The following is an 18,215-nucleotide window of genomic DNA, read 5'->3' as shown; positions in this document are numbered from 1 at the left end:
GCGGTGGACGCAACCGATCGCGCACTGCTGGAAGACGCCCTGCGCAAAACACTGACGACGAACGCGCGGGGAGCCGGCGTGGACGCGGGCCTGGCCGAACTGGGCTGGGCGGAGATGCTCGCCGAGGAGCCGGACGCCGCCGTCCCGCTGGTGTTCCGGCTGCTCGGCGAGACCGGCGTGCAGGCTCCGGTCCTCAACGACGTCGTCCTGCTGGCCGCGGGCCGCCCCCTCGGAGAAACCGTGCCGCTGCCGTACGCGGGAGGGGCCTGGGTGCGGTGGGTCCGGGGGGACGGGGCGCCGGCCGGCCCCCTGGACCCCGGGCTGCCGCTGCGCGGCGCCGAGCCGGGCGACCTTCCCGCGGCGGCCGTGGCGGCAGGACGCCGGGCGCTGGGCTGGTGGCTCCTGGGCACCGGACAGGCCATGGTGACGCTCGCGCGCGAACACGTCCTGAACCGGGAGCAGTTCGGCCGCCCCCTGGCCTCCTTCCAGGCGCTGCGGCACCGGCTGGCCGAGACGTATACGGCGCTGGAGGCGGCCGAGGCCGTGCTCGCGGCCCGGTTCACCGACACCGCCGACCACACCGGCGCGCTGCTCGCCAAGGCCACCGCCGGCCGGGCCGCTCTCACCGCTGCCCGCCACTGCCAGCAGGCACTCGGCGGCATCGGTTTCACCGCCGAGCACGCCCTGCACCGGCACGTCAAACGCGCCCTGGTGCTCGACGGGCTGCTCGGCTCCACGCGTGAACTGACCCGTGAGGCAGGCCGGGTGCTGCTGCGTGAGACACGTGCGCCCCGCCTCGTGCATCTCTGAGGAGCCACCGTGACCGACCTGTGGAACGACCTGCTCGGCTGCCTCGGCCTCGCCCCCTGCGGACCGGGGGCATACGAGGGCCGCTCACAACAGCTGGAGTACCGACGGCTGTTCGGCGGCCAGCTGCTCGCCCAGTTCGCCTGCGCCGCCCAGCTCGCCGCGCCGGGCAAGGGCCTGAAGTCACTGCACACGCAGTTTCTGCGGGAAGGGCACCCGGATGAGCCGGTGCGCTACGAGACCGACCTGCCGCAGGAGGGCCGGACGTTCGCCGCGGTACGGCTCACCGCGCGCCAGGAGCACGGCGTCATCGCGATGGCGAACGCGAGCCTGCACGCGTGGGAGGAAGGACCCGACCGACAGACGACACACCCCGTGCCGGCACCGCCCGAGCCGGAGCACGTCGTCGAACTCGGCCTGCTGCCCTGGGAGTCCAGGGCGACGGCCGACCTCGACACGACGAGGTCCGAGCCTCCCGGGTACGAACTCTGGACCCGGATCCCGCAGGCTCCGCATCCCGTCGCCCCCGCCCTGCTCGCCTACGCCACCGATCTCACGCTCATCGGCACCGCCCTGCGGCCCGTCGAGGGCCTGACGCAGAGGGACGCCCCTCGGGCGTTCACCTCGGCCGTCACCTCGCACACCGTGTGGTTCCACCGGCCTTTCACGACCGGGGACTGGGTGCTCCTGCGCCAGCACAGTCCGCTCGCCGCGCACGCGCGATGCTTCGGACACGGCGAGGTCCTCGCCCCGGGGGGCGAACTGCTCGCCTCCTACGCGCAGGAGGCGCTGCTGCGGTTCACGGCCTAGTGCCGCGCCAGGCGGCGTTCGCCCCGTCGGGCGACCGTTGCCTGGCGCGGCACCGGGCCACGGTCACGGCGCGGGCACGTCCAGGACCAGGGCGGAGCCCATGCCACCCCCCGCGCACATCGACGCCACGCCCACTCCCCCGCCCCGGCGCCGCAACTCGTGAACGAGCGTGACGACCATGCGGGTCCCGGTCGCGGCCACCGGGTGGCCCAGTGAACAGCCGCTGCCGTTGACGTTCACGAGGCCCGGGTCGAGTCCGAGGCGGCCGATCGCGGCGAGCGGTACCGACGCGAAGGCCTCGTTGATCTCGAACAGGTCCACGTCGGAGACGGTCATCCCCGCCCGTGCCAGGGCTTTGGGGATGGCGCGCACCGGGGTCAGACCGGTCTCGGCCGGGTCCAGGGCGACCGAGGCCCAGGAGCACACCCTGGCCAGCACGGGCAGGCCGAGCCTCTCCCGTGCCAGGCGCTCGTCGGCCACGGCCACGGCCGCCGCGGCGTCGTTGGCGCCGCAGGCGTTGCCCGCCGTGATGGAGAAGCCGTCGATGTCCGGGTGGAGCGGCTCGAGCGCCGCCAGCTTCTCCGCGCTGGTGTCGCGGCGCGGGTGTTCGTCCGCCTCGAAGAGGCCGTACGGGGTGTCGACCGGCACGGTCTCCTGCTTGAAGCGGCCCTCGTCGAGGGCGCGGACCGCGTTGCGGTGGGAGCGCAGCGCCCATGCGTCCATCTCGGCCCGGGTGAGCCCCTCCCGCACGGCGGTGTTCCAGCCGACCGTGATCGACATGTCGAGGTTGGGGGCGTCCGGGCGGTCGGGGTGCGAGGGCGGCACCCAGCGCTCGCGGTCCCGGAAGGACAGCTTGGGCGCGGTGGAGGCGGAGTTGACACCGCCGGCGAGCACCAGGCGGTCCATGCCGGCCCGCACCGAGGCCGCCGCGGTCGAGACGGCGGCGAGTCCGGCCGCGCAGTGGCGGTTCAGGGCGAGCCCCGGAACCTGCGGCAGACCGGCCGTCACGGCGGCGTGGCGGGCGATGACGCCACCGCCGTAGTGCGATTCGGCGAGGATCAGATCGTCCACGAGGTCCGGGGACAGGCCTTCGGCGACCGCCGTGACGATACGGTCCGCCAGGTCGTGGGCGGTCGTGTCGCGCAGGCTCCCCTTGAAGGCGGTGCCGATCGGGGTGCGCAGGGCGGCGACGAGCACGGCGTCAGGCATCGGCGGCCTCTTCCAGTTCGGCGACCAGGGTGCGGCGCAGAAGCTTTCCGGTGGGGGTGCGAGGCAGTTCGGGGCGGAAGACGACGGTGTCCGGGGTCTTGGCCGACCGCAGGCGCTGCTTGGCGAAGGAGCGGATCTCGTCCGGGTCACCGGCTCCGACCAGCACCGCGACCAGACGCTGCCCCCACTCCGGGTCGGGCAGCCCCAGTACGGCTGCCTCGCGCACCCCCGGGTACTGGAGCAGGACGTCCTCGATCTCGGCGGGGGCGATGTTCTCCCCGCCCCGGATGATGGTGTCGTCGGCGCGCCCCTCGATGAAGAGGTAACCGTCCTGGTCCAGGCGGCCCCGGTCGCGGGTGGCGAACCAGCCGTCACCGTCCGCTCCTGCGTCCGGCTCCGCGTACTCGCCGGAGATCTGCTCCCCGCGCACGAAGACCAGCCCCGTCTCACCGGGTTGGAGCCGGGTCCCGCGCTCGCTTCGGATCTCGACCTCCACGCCGGGCAGCGGCCGGCCGACGGAGCCGAGACGGGCCCGTACCGCCGGGTCGTCGGAGGCGATCGCCCTCCAGTGGTCGTCGGGGCCCAGTACGCAGACGGACGAGGCGGTCTCGGTCAGCCCGTAGGCGTTGACGAACCCGGTCCGCGGGAACTGCCGCAGGGCCCGCTCCACCACCGGGCGGGGGCAGCGCGCTCCGCCGTAGGCGAGGCTGCGCAGGTCGGGCACACCGGCCTCCGCGTCCGCGAGTTCGTCGGTGATCCGGGCGAGCATGGTGGGGACGACCATGGCATGGGTGACCCGCTCCCGGCGCACCGTGGCCAGCCAGTCGGCCGGGCCGAAGGCCGCCTGGTAGACGACGCGGCGACCGGCGTACAGGTTCGTCAGCAGGTTCATCAGGCCGGCCACGTGGTAGGGCGGGAGAGCCACCAGCGTCGCGTCGGAGGCCTCGGCCGAGCCGAAGTCCTGGGTGTTGAAGACGTAGGCGAGCAGATGGCGGTGGCGCAGCAGGGCCGCCTTGGGGGCGGCGGTGGTGCCGCTGGTGTAGAGGACCACGGCGGTGGCGTCGCGGTCCTCGGGGACGGGCCGCCCTTCGGCCTGGCCCGGCGTCGGGGTCAGCAGCGCGTCGAGGTCGGCCGGACGCAGCACGTGCGCACCGGGGTGCCGGGCGATCAGGGCGTGCGACTGCTCTTCGCCGAGCCGGTAGTTGAGGGGGACGAACGGGATCCCGGCCAGGGCCGCGCCGAACAGGGCGACGGGGTAGGCGAGGTGGTTCGGGCCCAGGTACAGGACCGCGGTGCGGTCACGGAAGCGGTCGGCCGCGTGGCGTGCGAGGCGATGGAGCTCGGCCGCGGAGAGCGAGCGGCCGCCCTCCGTGACGGTCGGCCGGTCCCCCGCGGAGGTGGCCATTTCCAGGATCACGGCTATATTCATGAGAATGCCATTCTCTTACACTCAGAGCACTGCTCGCAAGAGAGGGGAATGACGTGCGCATCGATGATTCGGCGGCCCTGGTGGTCGGGGGCGTCGGCGGCCTCGGCGAGGCGACGGTACGGCGACTCCACGCGGCGGGCGCCCGGGTCGTGGTCGCCGACCTCGCCGACGACAAGGGCAAGGCACTGGAGGCGGAGCTCGGTGTGCGGTACGTCCGCACCGACGCCACGGACGAGGACGCGGTGGCCGCCGCGGTGGAAGCAGCCGAGCAGGCGGGCGAGTTCCGGATCGCCGTCGACTGTCACGGCGGCCCGGCCGGCGGCGGACGGCTGGTCGGCAAGGACGGGTCCCCCCTGGGCCTCGCCGCGTTCCGCACAACCGTCGACGTCTATCTCACCGGCGTCTTCAATGTCATGCGCATGGCAGCCGTGGCCATCGCGCGCACCTCCCCCCGGGGCGAGGACGGCGGGCGTGGCGTGATCGTCACGACGTCGTCCATCGCGGCCTACGAGGGCCAGGTCGGTCAGCTGCCGTACGCCGCGGCGAAGGGCGGGGTGAGCGCGATGACGCTCGTCGCCGCCCGGGACCTGTCCCCGCTCGGCATCCGCGTGGTCTCCGTCGCTCCCGGCACCGTCCTGACACCCGCGTACGGGAAGGGCGCCGACCGCCTGGAGGCCTACTGGGGACCCCAGGTGCCGCATCCCCGGCGCATGGGGCGTCCCCAGGAGTACGCCGCACTGGTCCAGCACCTGTGCGAGAACGACTACCTCAACGGTGAAGTGGTCCGCCTGGACGGCGGGTTGAGATTCCCACCGAAGTAGCCCCCACCGAAGGAGTCCCATGCGCACGAGACCCAGAGGCCTTGCCGCCCTGGTGGCGCTTGTCGGCATCACCGCCTTCCTGTCCCCGGCTCAGGCCGCCCCGGCCTCCTCGGCCGTTCCGCCTCCTCCCGCTCCCGAGCGGATCAGGGTGAAGAGGCTGCCGCTGCCGCCGACCGCCCCCTCGCACGAGGCCGGATCCTGCACCCGCGCCGTGAACCCACGCGGAACCGGCTGTGTGTCGGCCGACTGGGGGGCCACGATGCGGGCCGGGGGCTTCCTTCCGGAGGGCCGCGTGGTCACCGCCAACGTGACCTTCACCGGCGCCCCGGCCGCGCCAGACCCGGCGCGGGTCTACAGCGGAAGCCAGCTGATCGCCGTACGGACGGACGGGAAGACCTTCCCGAACGGCGACGCGTGGAAATGCCTCACGTGCGGCACACCGCCTGAGAACAAGCAGGGCATGAACCCCGACATCAGCTACCCGCAGCCCTTCGCCGACGGCCGGCGGGTGCTGTGGGGGACGAACATCCTCGACTGCGGCCCCTACCGGCTCGCGTCCGCGGCCTGCACCCCGGCCCGCGTGCGCGTCCACCCGATCCACTGGAACACCGAGGCCGACGGTTCGGGTGCCGGCGGCACGATCCGGGAACTGCGCCTGCACCCCGACCAGGTGCACCTCGGATTCAACGCCACCTCGATCACGGCCGGACGGTTCGACCAGTACGGCTACTTCGCGCGGCTGAGGTTCGACCCGTCCCCCACGACGGGCACACCGCGGGTGCCCCGCTACGACCTGGAAAAGGTCACCCGCATGTTCGACTCCGCCACCACCGAACAGCCGGTGCACGTCGACCCCGAGGACTCCTCGAAGCTCGTGTTCGACGCCTCGGTGCCCTCCGTCGGCGAGCTGCGCGGCTTCTCGAAGGACGGCAGGGAGGTCTTCTACGTCGGTTTCCCCGCCGAATCGTCCAACATGGACCTCATGGCCGCCGACCTGCACACCGGCAAGGTCCGCAGGGTGACGTCCGACCCCGAGTACACCGACCCCATGGACTCGTCCCCGGACGACCGGTGGATCGTGGCGCTGGACACCCGGGGCAGCGACCGCATGGCCTTCATGTCCGGCATGAGCGGCATCCCTCCGATCACCGACCTGCTGAGCACCTCGGCGGTCTCCTCCGTGCGCAACAACGGCGACCGGCGCTTCTTCCAGCCCTACCTCATCGACCGTCACGGTGACCGCGGCCGCTATCAGGGCCAGCGGCTCAACTACGCGAACACCTCCGCGAACTGGAACGCGGGTGCCGATCCGCGCTGGTCCCCGGACGGGACGGCGGTCGTCTACCACGAGCGCCTGGTGTCGGCGCCCGCCTGCGGCGGAGCGAACCCGCTGCCCTGCCCCGTGTCCGAGGAGCCGGGCGGCCGCCGTACCCGGCTGATGCTCGCGGAGCTGGTCGAGCGTGAGCCGGTACGCGCCCGGCCGGTGAAGCCGGTCTTTGACGAACTGCCGTGGGGCACGCCCTACGTCCCGGGCAGCGCGGTTCCGGAGCGGCCCTACCCGCCCCAGGGCACCTACACCCTGCGCGGGAAGGCGTCCGGCGGCGCGAAGGTCGACATCGTGTGGGACGACGACGCCAAAACCGGTGTGAAGACGGTGTCACTGCGCTACACGCACTACTCGGACGACGGCCGGACCTTCCTCGACGGCACCGAGAGCGTGACCCGTGTCAGCCGCAGCTCCACCCTCACCACCCTCGACTGGAGCTCGGACCTGGTCAAGACCGGGCCGAAGGGCAGGACACTGGCCACCAAGAAGACCGGCGCCGATGGCTTCCACCTGACGATCGACCTGTGGGACACGGTCTTCCAGGCGGCCGGCACCCTGACCACGACCGTCGGCGGGCGGACCTACCACCAGCCGGCGAACGGGACCTGACACCGGCCGGGGGCCCGACCCGCCGAAGCACGGGTCAGGCCCCCTTCCGCCGGATCGGGCGGCATCAGAGCAGGTCGCCGTGTTCTCCCAGGCGCGGCGGCGGGCCGTACGACGGATGGTGCCCGGCGATCCGGAACGGGCTCGCGACCAGGCGGTGTTCACCGGCCCGCACGACGGCGTCGGGAAACTCGACGAGTGCCTGGGGCAGCGTGCGTACGGCGGCGGCCGGGACGCCCAGCGGACGCAGCCGGCGCTCCCAGCTCACCGCCGAGTCGGCGGCGAGCGCTTTCGTCACCGCGGCCACCACCTCCTCCCGGCGGGCCGTACGCTCGGCCATCGTCGGGTAGCCCTCGATGCCGGCCTCGGCGGCGAAGGCACGCCAGAAGCCGTCGTGGGTGATGAAGAGGGCCAGGTGTCCCTCGGCGGTGGGAAAGAGCTGGGCGGGGACGTAGTGGGCGTGGGCCCCTCCGAGGCGGCGCGGGGCCCTGCCGTCGTTGAGCCAGGCCGCGACGTGGTAGTTCAGCTGCGAGAGCATCACGTCGCGCAGCGACACCTCGATCTGGCCGCCGCGTCCGGAGACGATCTGCGCCAGCAGTCCCAGAGCGGCCGCCATTCCGGCCGAGTTGTCGACCGAGGAGTAGCCGGGCAGCGCGGGCGGTCCGTCCGGGTCGCCCGTCATGGCCGCGACACCGGTGGCCGCCTGGACGACGTAGTCGAAGGCGGGCAGGTCGCCCGCGTCCATGCCCCAGCCGGTGACGGCCACGCACACCAGGCGCTCGTTGTAGGGCTTCAGCGCCTCGTAGGTCAGACCGAAGCGCTCGACGGCGGACGGTTTGAGGTTGACCAGCAGGGCGTCGGCGTCGCGAACCAGCTCGTGCAGCCGGTCCTGGCCGGCCGGAGCCGACAGGTCCACGCGGACCGAGCGCTTGTTCCGGTTGAGGCTGGCGAAGTAGGCGTCGGAGACCTGCCGGGACAGGTCGCCGCCCGGCGGTTCGATCTTGGTCACCCGGGCACCCAGGTCGGCGAGCAGCATGGTGGCGTACGGGCCGGCGAGGATGTGGCCGACCTCCAGGACGCGCAGGCCGGCCAGCGGACCGTTCACCGCAGGTCCGCCGCGATCGCGGCGACGGCGTCACGGGTGCGCAGCTTGGAGGCGACGAGTTCGTCGCGGCCGTTGCCGATGGGCAGCAGGCGGACGGACAGGTCGGTCACGCCCGCGTCGGCGAAGCGCCGGAAGCGGGCCCGGATGGCCGCCTCGTCACCCGCCGCGCACAGGTCGCCGACGTCACGCGCGTCGCCGTACTCCAGCAGCCGCTGGTAGTTGGGGGACACCTCGGCCTCGCCGAGGATGCGGTTGGCGCGCTCGCGCGCGGCGTCGGCCTCGTGCGGTGCGCACAGACACACCGGGATGCCGGCGACGATGCGGGGTGCCGGGCGGCCCGCGGCCTCGGCGGCCCTGGTGATCGTCGGGACGACGTGCTCGGCGACCGACCGCTCGTCCGCCATCCACAGGACCGTGCCGTCGGTGTACTCCCCCGCGATGCGCAGCATCACCGGGCCGAGCGCCGCCGTCAGGACCGGCAGGGAGGTGAGCGGGGCGATGGTGAGCGGGTTGTGGACGCGGAAGACGTCGTTCTCGATGTCCACCGAACCGTCGCCGGACAGCGCCGAGTTGAGCACCTCCAGGTAGGCGCGGGTGTACGCCGCGGGCTTCTCGTACGGCAGGCCCAGCATGTCCCGGACGATCCAGTGGTGCGAGGCGCCGACGCCGAGCGTGAGCCGGCCGCCCGCCGCCGCCTGTGCGGACACGGCCTGGCGGGCCAGCGCGATGGGGTGCTGGGCGTGGACCGGTACGACGGCCGTGCCCAGTTCGATGCGCTCGGTGGCCTGGCCCATGAGGGCGATGGCGGTGAGGGCGTCGAAGTCGGTCGGCACCTGGGGCACCCACACGGTGTCGAACCCGGCCTCCTCGGCCCACCGGGCGTCGTCGGCCATGCGGGCCGCCTTGTGCGCGGCATTTCCCCGTTCGGGGCCGCTCATCACTCCGACTCGCATGTCAGTCCTCCGGGGCTGTCAGGGCGCGGATGTCCGCGACGATCGCGTCGAGCGGGGTGCCCGTGGGGTAGACCCCGGCTGCCCCGGCCTCCCGCAGCCGCGCCACGTCCGAGGCGGGGATGGTGCCGCCGACCACGACGGGGATGTCGTCGCCGCCCGCGGCGCGCAGCGCGTCGACCGTGCGGCGGGTGAGGGTGAGGTGGGCGCCGGAGAGGATGGACAGGCCGACCAGGGCGACGTCCTCCTGCACGGCGGTGACGGCGATGTCGTCCACGCGGTGCCGGATGCCGGTGTACACCACCTCGAACCCGGCGTCCCGCAGGCCGCGGGCGACCAGCTTCGCGCCCCGGTCGTGGCCGTCCAGGCCGGGCTTGGCGACGAGTACGCGCACCGGTGCGGTCATCAGAACACCACCGGCTGCCGGAACTCGCCCCACACCGCGCGCAGGGCGTCGGCCATCTCGCCGACCGTGCAGTAGGCGCCCGCGCAGGCGACGAGCGGGTCCATCAGGTTGATGTCTCCTTCGGCGGCGCGCCGCAGGTCGTCGAGGCGGGCGCGCACCTCGGCGGCGCTGCGCTCGGTCTTGACCCGCGCGAGCCGCTCGAGCTGGCGTTCGCGGCCCTCGGCGTCGAGTTCGTAGGTGGCGAGGTCGGGCGGGGGCTCGTCCGCGGTGAACCGGTTGACGCCGACGACGGGTCGCTCACCGGAGGCTGTCTGCTGGTGCAGCCGCCACGCCTCGTCGGCGATGAGCCCCTGGAGGTAGCCGTCCTCGATGCAGCGCACCATGCCGCCGTGCGCCTCCAGGTCGGCCATGATCTCGACGATCCGCTCCTCGGTGGCGTCGGTCAGGGCCTCCACGAAGTACGAACCTCCCAGCGGGTCGGCGACCTTGGTCACGCCTGTCTCGTGCGCGAGGACCTGCTGGGTACGCAGGGCGAGCGTGGCCGACTCCTCGCTCGGCAGGGCGAACGGCTCGTCCCAGGCCGCGGTGAACATCGACTGCACCCCGCCGAGCACGGAGGCGAGCGCCTCGTAGGCGACGCGCACGGTGTTGTTGCGGGCCTGCGGGGCGTGCAGGGAGGCCCCGCCGGCGACACAGCCGAAGCGGAACATGGCCGCCTTGTCGGTGCTCGCGCCGAACCTCTCGCGCACGATGGTCGCCCAGCGCCTGCGTCCCGCACGGTACTTGGCGACCTCCTCGAAGAAGTCGCCGTGGGTGTAGAAGAAGAAGGAGACCTGCGGGGCGAACTGGTCGATGGTCATCCGGCCGCGTTCGAGGACGGTCTCGCAGTAGGTGACGCCGTCGGCGAGGGTGAACGCCATCTCCTGTACGGCGTTGGCGCCCGCGTCCCGGAAGTGCGCCCCGGCGACGGAGATCGCGTTGAAGCGGGGCACCTGCGCGGCGCAGAACTCGATCGTGTCCGCGATGAGCCTGAGCGAGGGCTCCGGGGGCCAGATCCAGGTGCCGCGCGAGGCGTACTCCTTGAGGATGTCGTTCTGGATGGTGCCGGTGAGCTTCGCCCGGGGGATGCCCCGCTTCTCGGCGGCGGCGACGTAGAAGGCGAGCAGGACGGCCGCGGTGCCGTTGATGGTGAAGCTGGTGCTGATCCGGTCCAGTGGGATGGTGTCGAAGAGGATCTCGGCGTCGGCGAGGGTGTCCAGCGCGACTCCGACGCGGCCGACCTCGTCGGCGTACTCCGGGTCGTCGGAGTCGTAGCCGCACTGGGTGGGCAGGTCGAGCGCCACCGACAGGCCGGTGCCGCCCTGGTCGAGGAGGTAGCGGTAGCGGCGGTTGGACTCCTCGGCGGTGCCGAAGCCCGAGTACTGGCGCAGGGTCCAGGTGCGGCCCCGGTATCCGGTGGGGTAGTTGCCGCGGGTGAAGGGGAACGCGCCCGGCTCGGGGGGTTCGGCGCGGCGGTCTGCGGGCCCGTAGACCGGCTTGAGGGGGATGCCGGAGTCGGTGCGGAAGTCGTGGGTCATGACAGTTGGTCCTTCATCACCTTTCCGGTGGCGTTCAGCGGCAGTTCGGTGCGGAACTCGACATGGCGGGGCACCTTGAAGCCGGCCATCCGCTCGCGCGCCCAGGCGATCAGCCCGGCCTCCGTGATCCCGGCGAACCCGGTGCGCGCGACCACGAAGGCCTTGCCGACCTGGCCCAGCCGCTCGTCGGGCACGCCGATGACGGCGACCTGGGCGACGGCCGGGTGTCTCAGCAGGAAGCCCTCGATCTCGGCGGGGTAGGCGTTGAAGCCGCCGACCACGAACATGTCCTTCTTGCGGCCGACGATCCGCAGGCGGCCCTCACAGTCCAGTGCGCCGAGGTCGCCGGTGTGCAGCCAGCCGTCGGCGTCGACGGTCTCGGCGGTGGCCTCGGGGTCGTCGAGGTAGCCGCGCATGACGGCGTAGCCCCGGACGAGTACCTCCCCGTCCTCGGCGACGCGCACCTCGAAGCCCTCGCACGGCCTGCCGACGGTGGTGGCGACGGCCTCGTAGGGGTCGCCGGGGCGGGAGGCGGTGACGGTGCCGGCCTCGGTGAGGCCGTAGCCGGTCATCAGGTGTGTGAACGGCAGCTCGGTGGTGATGCGCCGGACCAGCTCGACCGGGATGTCCGCCGCCCCGGTCACCGCGACCCGCAGCGAGGACAGGTCACGGTCCGCGCCGGCCTCCAGGAGGGAGTGGTACAGGGTCGGCGGTCCGGGCAGGACGGTCACCCGTTCCTTCTCCACCAGGTCCAGCACCCGGTCCACGTCGAAGACGGCGACCGGGAGGACGGTGGCGCCCCGGATCATCGACGCGACCAGGCCCGCCTTGTAGCCGAAGATGTGGAAGAAGGGGTTGACGATCAGGTACCGGTCGCCCTGCCGGAGCCGGGCCAGGTCGCACCACTCGGTGTACAGGCGCAGCGTCTGGCCGTGCGTGCTCATCACGCCCTTGGGGCGGCCTGTCGTGCCGGAGGTGAAGACGATGTCCGCCAGGTCGTCCTCGCTGCTCCTGGGTTCCGCCGGGTCACCGGAGGCGAGGAAGCCGGAGGTCTTCAGGTCGATGACGCGAACGCCGGGCGGACCGGTGAACTCCCGGTCCAGGAAGCCGTTCTGGACGAGCAGCGCCTTGGCGCCGCTGCGTACCACGATGTCGTGGGCCTCCTCGTCGAGGAAACGGGTGTTCACCGGCACCAGCACCCCGCCTGCCGTGAGCAGGCCGAACGCGGCGACGATCCACTCGGCGGAGTTGGGCGCCCACAGCGCCACCCGGTCGCCCGGGCCGACGCCCGCCGAGGCGAACGCCCCGGCGGTGCGGCGGACCCGGTCGGCCAGGTCGCGGAAGGTGAGGCGCACCTCGCCGTCCACGACGGCCTCGGCGTCGCCGAACCGTTCGGCCGAGCTCAGCACCAGTTCGGGAATGGTGCGGGCGGTGGTCATGCGTCGATCAGCCGGGCCAGATTGCCGCCCATGACCTTGGCCTTGTCCTCCTCGGACAGCTTCGGGAGGTGGTCGACGTAGGTGACGGGGTCGGCGAGGCCCTCGGGGTGGGGGTAGTCGGAGCCGAACAGGACCCGCTCGATGCCGATGAGGTTGCCGAGTTCCGCCATGTCCTCCTCCCAGAACGGGCTGATGTGGATGTGCCGCTTGAAGACGTCCACCGGGTTCTCCCGGAACTCGTGGGGCATCTTCTTGTGGACGTCGGCGAGCCTGCCCAGCAGGGGCTCCACCCACGAGGCGCCGTTCTCGATGACGGCGACCTTCAGCTCGGGGAAGCGGGACAGCGCGCCGTGGCAGATCAGCGAGGAGACGGCGTCCTCGATCGGCCGCCACTCGTTGACCTGCCGGAAGGCGTTGGGCTTGAAGGGCAGGAACTCGCGCCGCCGGCCCTCCCAGTCGTTGGCGTGGTTCGAGTAGCCGCTGTCGGAGGAGTGGAGGGCGACGAGCACGCCGGTCTCCACCACCCGCTTCCAGAACGGGTCGAACTCGGGCAGCGCGAAGGACCGGGTGCCGCCGAAGCCGGGGACCGGCGCGGGGCGGACGAGGATGGCGCGGGCGCCGCGCTCCACGACCCAGTTCAGCTCCTCGATCGCCTTGTCGACGATCGGGAGGGTGACGACGGGGACGGTGAAGATGCGGTCCTTGTAGGTGAAGCCCCACGTGTCGTGCAGCCACTGGTTGAGGGCATGGACGACGACGTGGATCAGCTCCGGGTCGTCCTTCATCCGTTCCTCGACGAGGCTCGCCAGCGTCGGGAACATCAGGCTGCGCTGGATGCCGAGCTCGTCCATCAGCTGCAGGCGCGGGGCCGGTTCGCGGAAGGCCGGGATGGAGCGCATGGGCTCGCCGAAGATCTCCCGGCGGGTCTTGCCGTCGGGATTGCCGATCCGGAAGTACTCCTCCATCGCGCCGGGGCGGGCGACGACCTCGAAGGTGGGGTTCGGGATGTACTCGCTGATCTGCCCGCGTATCGCGATCTTGGTGCGGCCGCCGACGTTCACGTACTGGATGGCGCCCCGGTACTCCTCGGGGAGGTACTTGGTGAGCGCTTCCTGCGTCTCGTAGAGGTGGTTGTCCGCGTCGAACAGCGGATACGCGAGTTCACGAGAGGGCATGAGATTCTCCTTCACCGTTTGCGAGAATCGTATTCTCGTATGGAGGGAGTGGCAATGTTCTCGCGAAGGACGAACTTCTTCACCTTGCCGCTCGGGGTGCGTGGGAAGTCCTCGACCTCGTGGACCGCCTCGGGCCACTTCTGCCGGGCCAGGCCGGCCCGGCCGAAGTGCAGGCGCACCTCGGCGAGACTCGGCGCCGACCGGCCGGGCAGCATGCGCAGGACGGCGGCGGCCCGCTCCCCCAGACGCTGGTCCGGCACGGCCACCACGGCCGCCTCCGCCACGCCGTCCAGTCCCAGCAGGACCTCCTCGACCTCCGGGGCGCTGATGTTCTCCCCGCCCCGGATGATGACGTCGGCCTTGCGGTCGGTGACGGTCAGCCAACCGTCGGCGTCGAGCACGCCGATGTCGCCGGTGCGGTACCAGCCGTCGGCGTCGAAGGCGGCGGCGGTGAGCTCCGGGTCGGTGTAGCCGAGGCAGAGGTCGGGACCGCGAGTGAGGATCTCACCGTCCTCGGCGAGCCGGACCTCCGCACCGGGCAGCGCGAGCCCGTCGGTGTGCAGGCGTTTGGCGGCAGGCCCGTCGTACGGGGTGCAGGTCACCGAAGGGTGCTCGGTGGAGCCGTAGGCCCGGAAGACGGTGACGCCGAGGGACTCCAGCCGGTTCGTCACGGCGGAAGCGATGGAGGCACCGCCCAGGCCGGCGTACTTCAGCCGCGCGACGTGCCCCTCGGTACAGTCCGGGTGGTCGAGCAGACTGGTCATGTAGTACGTCGCACCGCCGCCGACGGTGAGACCCTCGTCCCGCATGAGGGCGAGCGCCCGGGCCGGGTCCCAGGAGTCGCCGAGGTTGACCGGGGTGCCGTCGAGGACCGGGATGAGAAACGCGTTGATCATGCCGATGAAGTGGCCGACCGGCGCCACCGTGAACTGCCGTCCCCGGTCCGGGGGATAGCTCGCGGCCAGCTGCCGGGTCTCGAAGCCGAGGGTGCGGTGACTGTGAATGACCCCTTTGGGGTCGCGGGTGGTGCCCGAGGTGAAGGCGATGAGAGCAGCAGCGCCCGGGTCCACCGGCAGGACGCCGGCCAGCGGTTCGTCGGCGAGCAGCTCCTCGAAGTCCCGTCCGACGACCCCGACGACCGGCACCTCGGCGCACAACTCCGGCCGGAACTCGGCCCGCCCGAACCGCTCGGCGGCGAAGAACGCCTTCGGGCGGATGGCCTCGACGATGTAGCGGACCTCCTTGGGCCCGTAGAAGTGGACCACCGGGACGACGACGGCACCGAGGAAGGCCGAGGCCCAGAACACGGCCGCCGCCTCCATCCAGTTGGGCAGCTGCATGACCACCACGTCGCCCGGACCCACACCACGCGTCCGCAGGCCGGCGGCCAGCCGCCGCGCCGTACGCTCCACGTCGGCGAACGTGCCCCGCCAGGGCCGCACCGCGGAGTGCACGCGGAACTCCACGTCCCCGGACGCGCCCAGCCCGTGCGCCAGCATCTCGCCCAGGGTCTCGCCGGTCCACCAGCCCTCCAACTCGTAGCGCGCCACGAGCCCGGGCGGGATTGACCGCAGGGCACCGGGGGGAATCGTCGTCATGACAGATACTCCTCCCTCGTTTTGAGAATTGCACTCTCCCATAGCGAGAAGGTAAGTTCCACACATGGCACGGGACCATGGCTTCCATCCGGTGCGGATCACCCGGGTCGTCGACGAGACACCGGACACCCGCACCTTCGCCCTCGACGCGCGCTTCCCCTACCGGGCCGGGCAGTTCCTGACCTTCAAGGTGTGCGGGACGCTGCGCAGCTATTCGATGTCGTCCTCGCCCGACACGGACGGGGAGGTGTGCGTCACGGTCAAGCGCGTGCCGGGCGGGCTGGTCTCCGGCTGGTTGCACGAGCGGCTCAGGCCCGGCGACACGCTGGAGGCCACACTGCCCGGCGGTTCGTTCTGCCTGCGTGCGGACGCCGCCGACCGGCCGCTCGTCGCGTACGCCGGCGGCAGCGGCATCACTCCGGTGTTCTCCCTGGTCAAAAGCGCGCTGGCGACGACGCGCCGCGGCGTCAGGCTGCTGGCCGCGCACCGAAGCGCCGACGCCGCCATCTTCCGCGAGGCTCTGGACACGCTCGCCGCGCGCCACCCCGGCCGGCTCGACGTCCGGCACCACCTGGACGACCGGGACGGACTGGTCACGGCCGGGACGATAGAGACATTGGCCGACCCGGACGCGGACCACTACCTCTGCGGGCCGGAGCCGTTCATGGCGTTGGTGGAGGACACCCTGAAGACCCACCGGGTGACCCCCGGGCACCTCTTCGTCGAGCGGTTCACCCCGACGGCACCGCGGGAGTCACCCGCCGCGCCGCCCGGGCCCGTCGCGGGGACCGTCACCGTCGGCCTGCGGGGCGAGCGCCGTACCGTGCCGCAGCGGCCGGGCGAGACCCTGCTGCAGAGCGCCCGCCGGGCCGGCTTCACGCCGCCGTTCTCCTGCGAATCCGGGGACTGCGCCACCTGCATGGCCCGGCTGACCGACGGCGAGGCCAAGATGCGGGTGAACAGCGCCCTGGACTCGAACGAGGTCGCCGAGGGCTACGTGCTCACCTGCCAGGCCGAGCCGACCACCCCGGACGTGACCGTGGAGTACGAGGACTGACCCGCCGGCATCCGCACCCGCCCGACGACCGGAAGGCCACGCATGGTTGAGCTGGAGATTCAGGACGGCCTGGCCGTCGTCACCATCGATCGTCCGCACGCCCGCAACGCCATCGACCCGCACACCATGGGCGAGCTGGAGAAGGCCCTGGACGCGGCCGAGGGCGCGCGGGCCCTGGCGGTGACCGGGTCGGGCGAGAAGGCGTTCGTCTCCGGCGGCGACCTGAAGGAACTCGCACGGCTGCGCACCGAGGGCGAGGCCTCGGAGATGGCGCTGCGGATGCGGGCCCTGTGCGACCGGATCGCCGTGTTCCCCGGGCCGGTGGTGGCCGCTCTCAACGGGCACGCGCTGGGCGGCGGTGCCGAGGTCGCGGTGGCGGCGGACATCCGCGTCGCCGCCGACGACATCCGGATCGGGTTCAACCAGACGAAGCTCGCCATCGTGCCCGCATGGGGCGGCGGGGAGCGGCTGGCACGGCTGGTGGGGCCCGGGCGGGCCCTGCTGCTGGCCGGCACCGGGCAGGTGCTGGAGGCCGCCGAGGCCGAGCGGCTGGGGCTGGTCGACCTGGTCCTGCCACGAGCGCGGTTCGCCGCCGGCTGGCGGGAGCTGGCCCGCTCCCTGGCCACCCCGCAGGCGGGCGAGATCAAGAACCTCACCACCCGGAACCGGCCGGCGCGGGAGGCCGCCGGGGCGTTCGCCCGGCTGTGGGTGTCCGAGGAGCACTGGGAAGCGGCGGAAAGGGTGATGTCCCGTGCCAAGTGACGTACGCGTCGACGAGGGGCCGTTCGGCCCGGAGGTGCGCCCGGAGGGCGGTGCCGTGGCGCAGACGGTGTTGTACCTGCACGGCGACCCGCGGCTCGCGGGCACCCCGCGGGACGCGCTGCCGACCGCCCGGGAACTGGCCCGGCTCACCGGGTACGCGGTCGTCTGCGCCCGCTACCGGCCCCGGTTCCCGCAGGCGTTGGACGAGGTGCAGGCGGCCTGGGAGCACTGCCACGCGGGTGGACCTGCGGCGGTGGCGGGCAAGCGGCTCGGCGGCGCCCTCGCCGCCGGCCTGCTGCTGCGGCTGCGTGACGCGGGCGCGACGCTGCCGACCTGCGCGGTGCTCTCCTCACCGGTGCTGGACTTCACGCTCGACGCGCCCAGCCTGCTCTTCAACGCGGCCGCCGACCGCACCGTGGACGCGGAAGCGCTGCCGCTGCGGGCGGCCACGTACGCGGGGACGACCCCGCGCGATCACCCGCTGCTCAGTCCGCTGCACGGCAATCTCCACGGCCTGCCGCCGCTGCAACTGCACGCGGCCGGCACGGAGGTGCTCCTCGACGACACGCTGTCCTTCGCGACCCGGGCGGCGCACTCCGGGGTCGCGGTGGACATGCGGATCCACGAGGACTCCGCCGCCCAGGGCCTGCGGCAGCTGGCGGCGACGGCGGAGTTCCTGCGGACCTGGTGCCCGAACGGGCTGGTCACTCCCCGTCGCGGATGAACTCCGCGGCGCTCCACGCCGGCGCCGTCACCGGCCTGTTGAGGTTCCCGGACACCGTCGTCGGCAGGACGGAGGCGTCCACCACCCGCAGGGCCGACGCCCCGCACGCGCAGCCGCGCGTCCGTCACGTCGTCCGCTCCGGGGCCCGGCCCTGACGGTGGCCATCGCGTAGCCGATGCGCTCGCCGTCGTCCTCGTTGACGTCCGGCACCGGTCGCAGCCCGAACGCGTCGCCCGTGTCGACGAGTTGATCGAGCACGCGTACCGCCGGTTCGCGCGAGAGCCGTTCGGCCAGGACACAGCCCGCCGATCCGGCACCCGCGATGACGTAGTCGTACATCACGGTCCTCTCCATGGGTGAGAGGCCGCGAGGGCGCCGCGCGCCCCCCCTTGGGTTCCCGCGCGGCGCCGGCC

At 72.6% G+C, this 18,215-nt stretch carries 17 protein-coding genes; 7 read left to right on the top strand and 10 right to left on the bottom strand.

The window, feature by feature from the left end; all coding sequences use genetic code 11:
* The first annotated feature begins 3 nt into the window (after window positions 1–3).
* A complete protein-coding gene (locus C6376_RS34240) occupies window positions 4–810 on the top strand; it encodes an acyl-CoA dehydrogenase family protein (protein ID WP_216825642.1) in 807 nt (268 codons plus the stop codon).
* A 9-nt stretch (window positions 811–819) separates the two neighbouring features.
* Window positions 820–1,617 carry an acyl-CoA thioesterase II gene (locus C6376_RS34235; RefSeq protein ID WP_107446950.1) on the top strand — a complete coding sequence of 266 codons (798 nt, stop codon included), beginning with the start codon at window positions 820–822 and terminating at the stop codon, window positions 1,615–1,617.
* A gap of 63 nt (window positions 1,618–1,680) precedes the next feature.
* Here C6376_RS34235 and C6376_RS34230 read toward each other — a convergent pair whose 3' ends face one another.
* Both C6376_RS34230 and C6376_RS34225 read right to left on the bottom strand, forming a co-directional pair.
* Window positions 1,681–2,826, bottom strand: coding sequence for a thiolase family protein (locus tag C6376_RS34230; protein ID WP_107446949.1), 1,146 nt, complete (start codon window positions 2,824–2,826; stop codon window positions 1,681–1,683).
* Window positions 2,819–4,255, bottom strand: coding sequence for a class I adenylate-forming enzyme family protein (locus C6376_RS34225; RefSeq protein ID WP_107446948.1), 1,437 nt, complete (start codon window positions 4,253–4,255; stop codon window positions 2,819–2,821). Before C6376_RS34225 ends, C6376_RS34230 begins: the two co-directional genes overlap by 8 nt.
* Window positions 4,256–4,308: 53 nt before the next feature.
* Between C6376_RS34225 and C6376_RS34220 the strand changes: the two genes are divergently transcribed.
* A complete protein-coding gene (locus C6376_RS34220) occupies window positions 4,309–5,076 on the top strand; it encodes an SDR family oxidoreductase (protein ID WP_107446947.1) in 768 nt (255 codons plus the stop codon).
* Between the two features lie 19 nt (window positions 5,077–5,095).
* On the top strand, window positions 5,096–7,012 hold the full coding sequence (locus C6376_RS34215) for a hypothetical protein (RefSeq protein WP_107446946.1): 1,917 nt from the start codon (window positions 5,096–5,098) through the stop codon (window positions 7,010–7,012).
* Window positions 7,013–7,076: 64 nt separating this feature from the next.
* Here C6376_RS34215 and C6376_RS34210 read toward each other — a convergent pair whose 3' ends face one another.
* The 7 genes from C6376_RS34210 to C6376_RS34180 are packed head-to-tail and all read right to left on the bottom strand — an operon-like array spanning window position 7,077 to window position 15,259.
* Window positions 7,077–8,114 (bottom strand): CaiB/BaiF CoA-transferase family protein, encoded by a 1,038-nt coding sequence (locus tag C6376_RS34210; RefSeq protein WP_107446945.1) that lies wholly within the window; start codon window positions 8,112–8,114, stop codon window positions 7,077–7,079.
* A complete protein-coding gene (locus C6376_RS34205; RefSeq protein WP_107446944.1) occupies window positions 8,111–9,067 on the bottom strand; it encodes a TIGR03564 family F420-dependent LLM class oxidoreductase in 957 nt (318 codons plus the stop codon). The genes C6376_RS34210 and C6376_RS34205 overlap by 4 nt, the downstream gene beginning before the upstream one ends.
* 1 nt (window position 9,068) lies before the next feature.
* The gene (locus tag C6376_RS34200) at window positions 9,069–9,470 is read right to left on the bottom strand and encodes a cobalamin B12-binding domain-containing protein (RefSeq protein WP_107446943.1); all 402 of its coding nucleotides are present in this window, start codon (window positions 9,468–9,470) and stop codon (window positions 9,069–9,071) included.
* Window positions 9,470–11,047, bottom strand: coding sequence for a methylmalonyl-CoA mutase family protein (locus C6376_RS34195; RefSeq protein ID WP_107446942.1), 1,578 nt, complete (start codon window positions 11,045–11,047; stop codon window positions 9,470–9,472). Before C6376_RS34195 ends, C6376_RS34200 begins: the two co-directional genes overlap by 1 nt.
* Window positions 11,044–12,486 carry a FadD3 family acyl-CoA ligase gene (locus C6376_RS34190; RefSeq protein WP_107446941.1) on the bottom strand — a complete coding sequence of 481 codons (1,443 nt, stop codon included), beginning with the start codon at window positions 12,484–12,486 and terminating at the stop codon, window positions 11,044–11,046. The genes C6376_RS34195 and C6376_RS34190 overlap by 4 nt, the downstream gene beginning before the upstream one ends.
* On the bottom strand, window positions 12,483–13,661 hold the full coding sequence (locus C6376_RS34185; RefSeq protein WP_107446940.1) for an amidohydrolase family protein: 1,179 nt from the start codon (window positions 13,659–13,661) through the stop codon (window positions 12,483–12,485). The genes C6376_RS34190 and C6376_RS34185 overlap by 4 nt, the downstream gene beginning before the upstream one ends.
* Window positions 13,662–13,672: 11 nt before the next feature.
* Entirely contained in the window at window positions 13,673–15,259 is a 1,587-nt protein-coding gene (locus C6376_RS34180; RefSeq protein WP_216825641.1) for an AMP-binding protein, read from the bottom strand.
* Between the two features lie 64 nt (window positions 15,260–15,323).
* On the opposite strand from C6376_RS34180, the gene C6376_RS34175 reads away from it, so the two are divergent.
* The 3 genes from C6376_RS34175 to C6376_RS34165 are packed head-to-tail and all read left to right on the top strand — an operon-like array spanning window position 15,324 to window position 17,802.
* On the top strand, window positions 15,324–16,316 hold the full coding sequence (locus C6376_RS34175) for a ferredoxin--NADP reductase (protein ID WP_107446939.1): 993 nt from the start codon (window positions 15,324–15,326) through the stop codon (window positions 16,314–16,316).
* 42 nt (window positions 16,317–16,358) lie between these two features.
* A complete protein-coding gene (locus C6376_RS34170; protein WP_107446938.1) occupies window positions 16,359–17,078 on the top strand; it encodes an enoyl-CoA hydratase/isomerase family protein in 720 nt (239 codons plus the stop codon).
* Complete coding sequence (locus tag C6376_RS34165; protein ID WP_107446937.1) at window positions 17,068–17,802, top strand: alpha/beta hydrolase fold domain-containing protein; 735 nt, start codon at window positions 17,068–17,070, stop codon at window positions 17,800–17,802. Before C6376_RS34170 ends, C6376_RS34165 begins: the two co-directional genes overlap by 11 nt.
* Here C6376_RS34165 and C6376_RS46575 read toward each other — a convergent pair.
* Window positions 17,783–17,884, bottom strand: a complete 102-nt coding sequence (locus tag C6376_RS46575; RefSeq protein WP_367881066.1) for a hypothetical protein — start codon at window positions 17,882–17,884, stop codon at window positions 17,783–17,785. The genes C6376_RS34165 and C6376_RS46575 overlap by 20 nt on opposite strands.
* Window positions 17,885–18,215 lie beyond the last annotated feature (331 nt).

It is taken from the genome of Streptomyces sp. P3 (genome assembly GCF_003032475.1).
Taxonomy (GTDB): domain Bacteria; phylum Actinomycetota; class Actinomycetes; order Streptomycetales; family Streptomycetaceae; genus Streptomyces.
The sequence above is the reverse complement of the archived record's forward strand: the minus strand, read 5'-3'. Positions and strand labels throughout refer to the sequence as shown.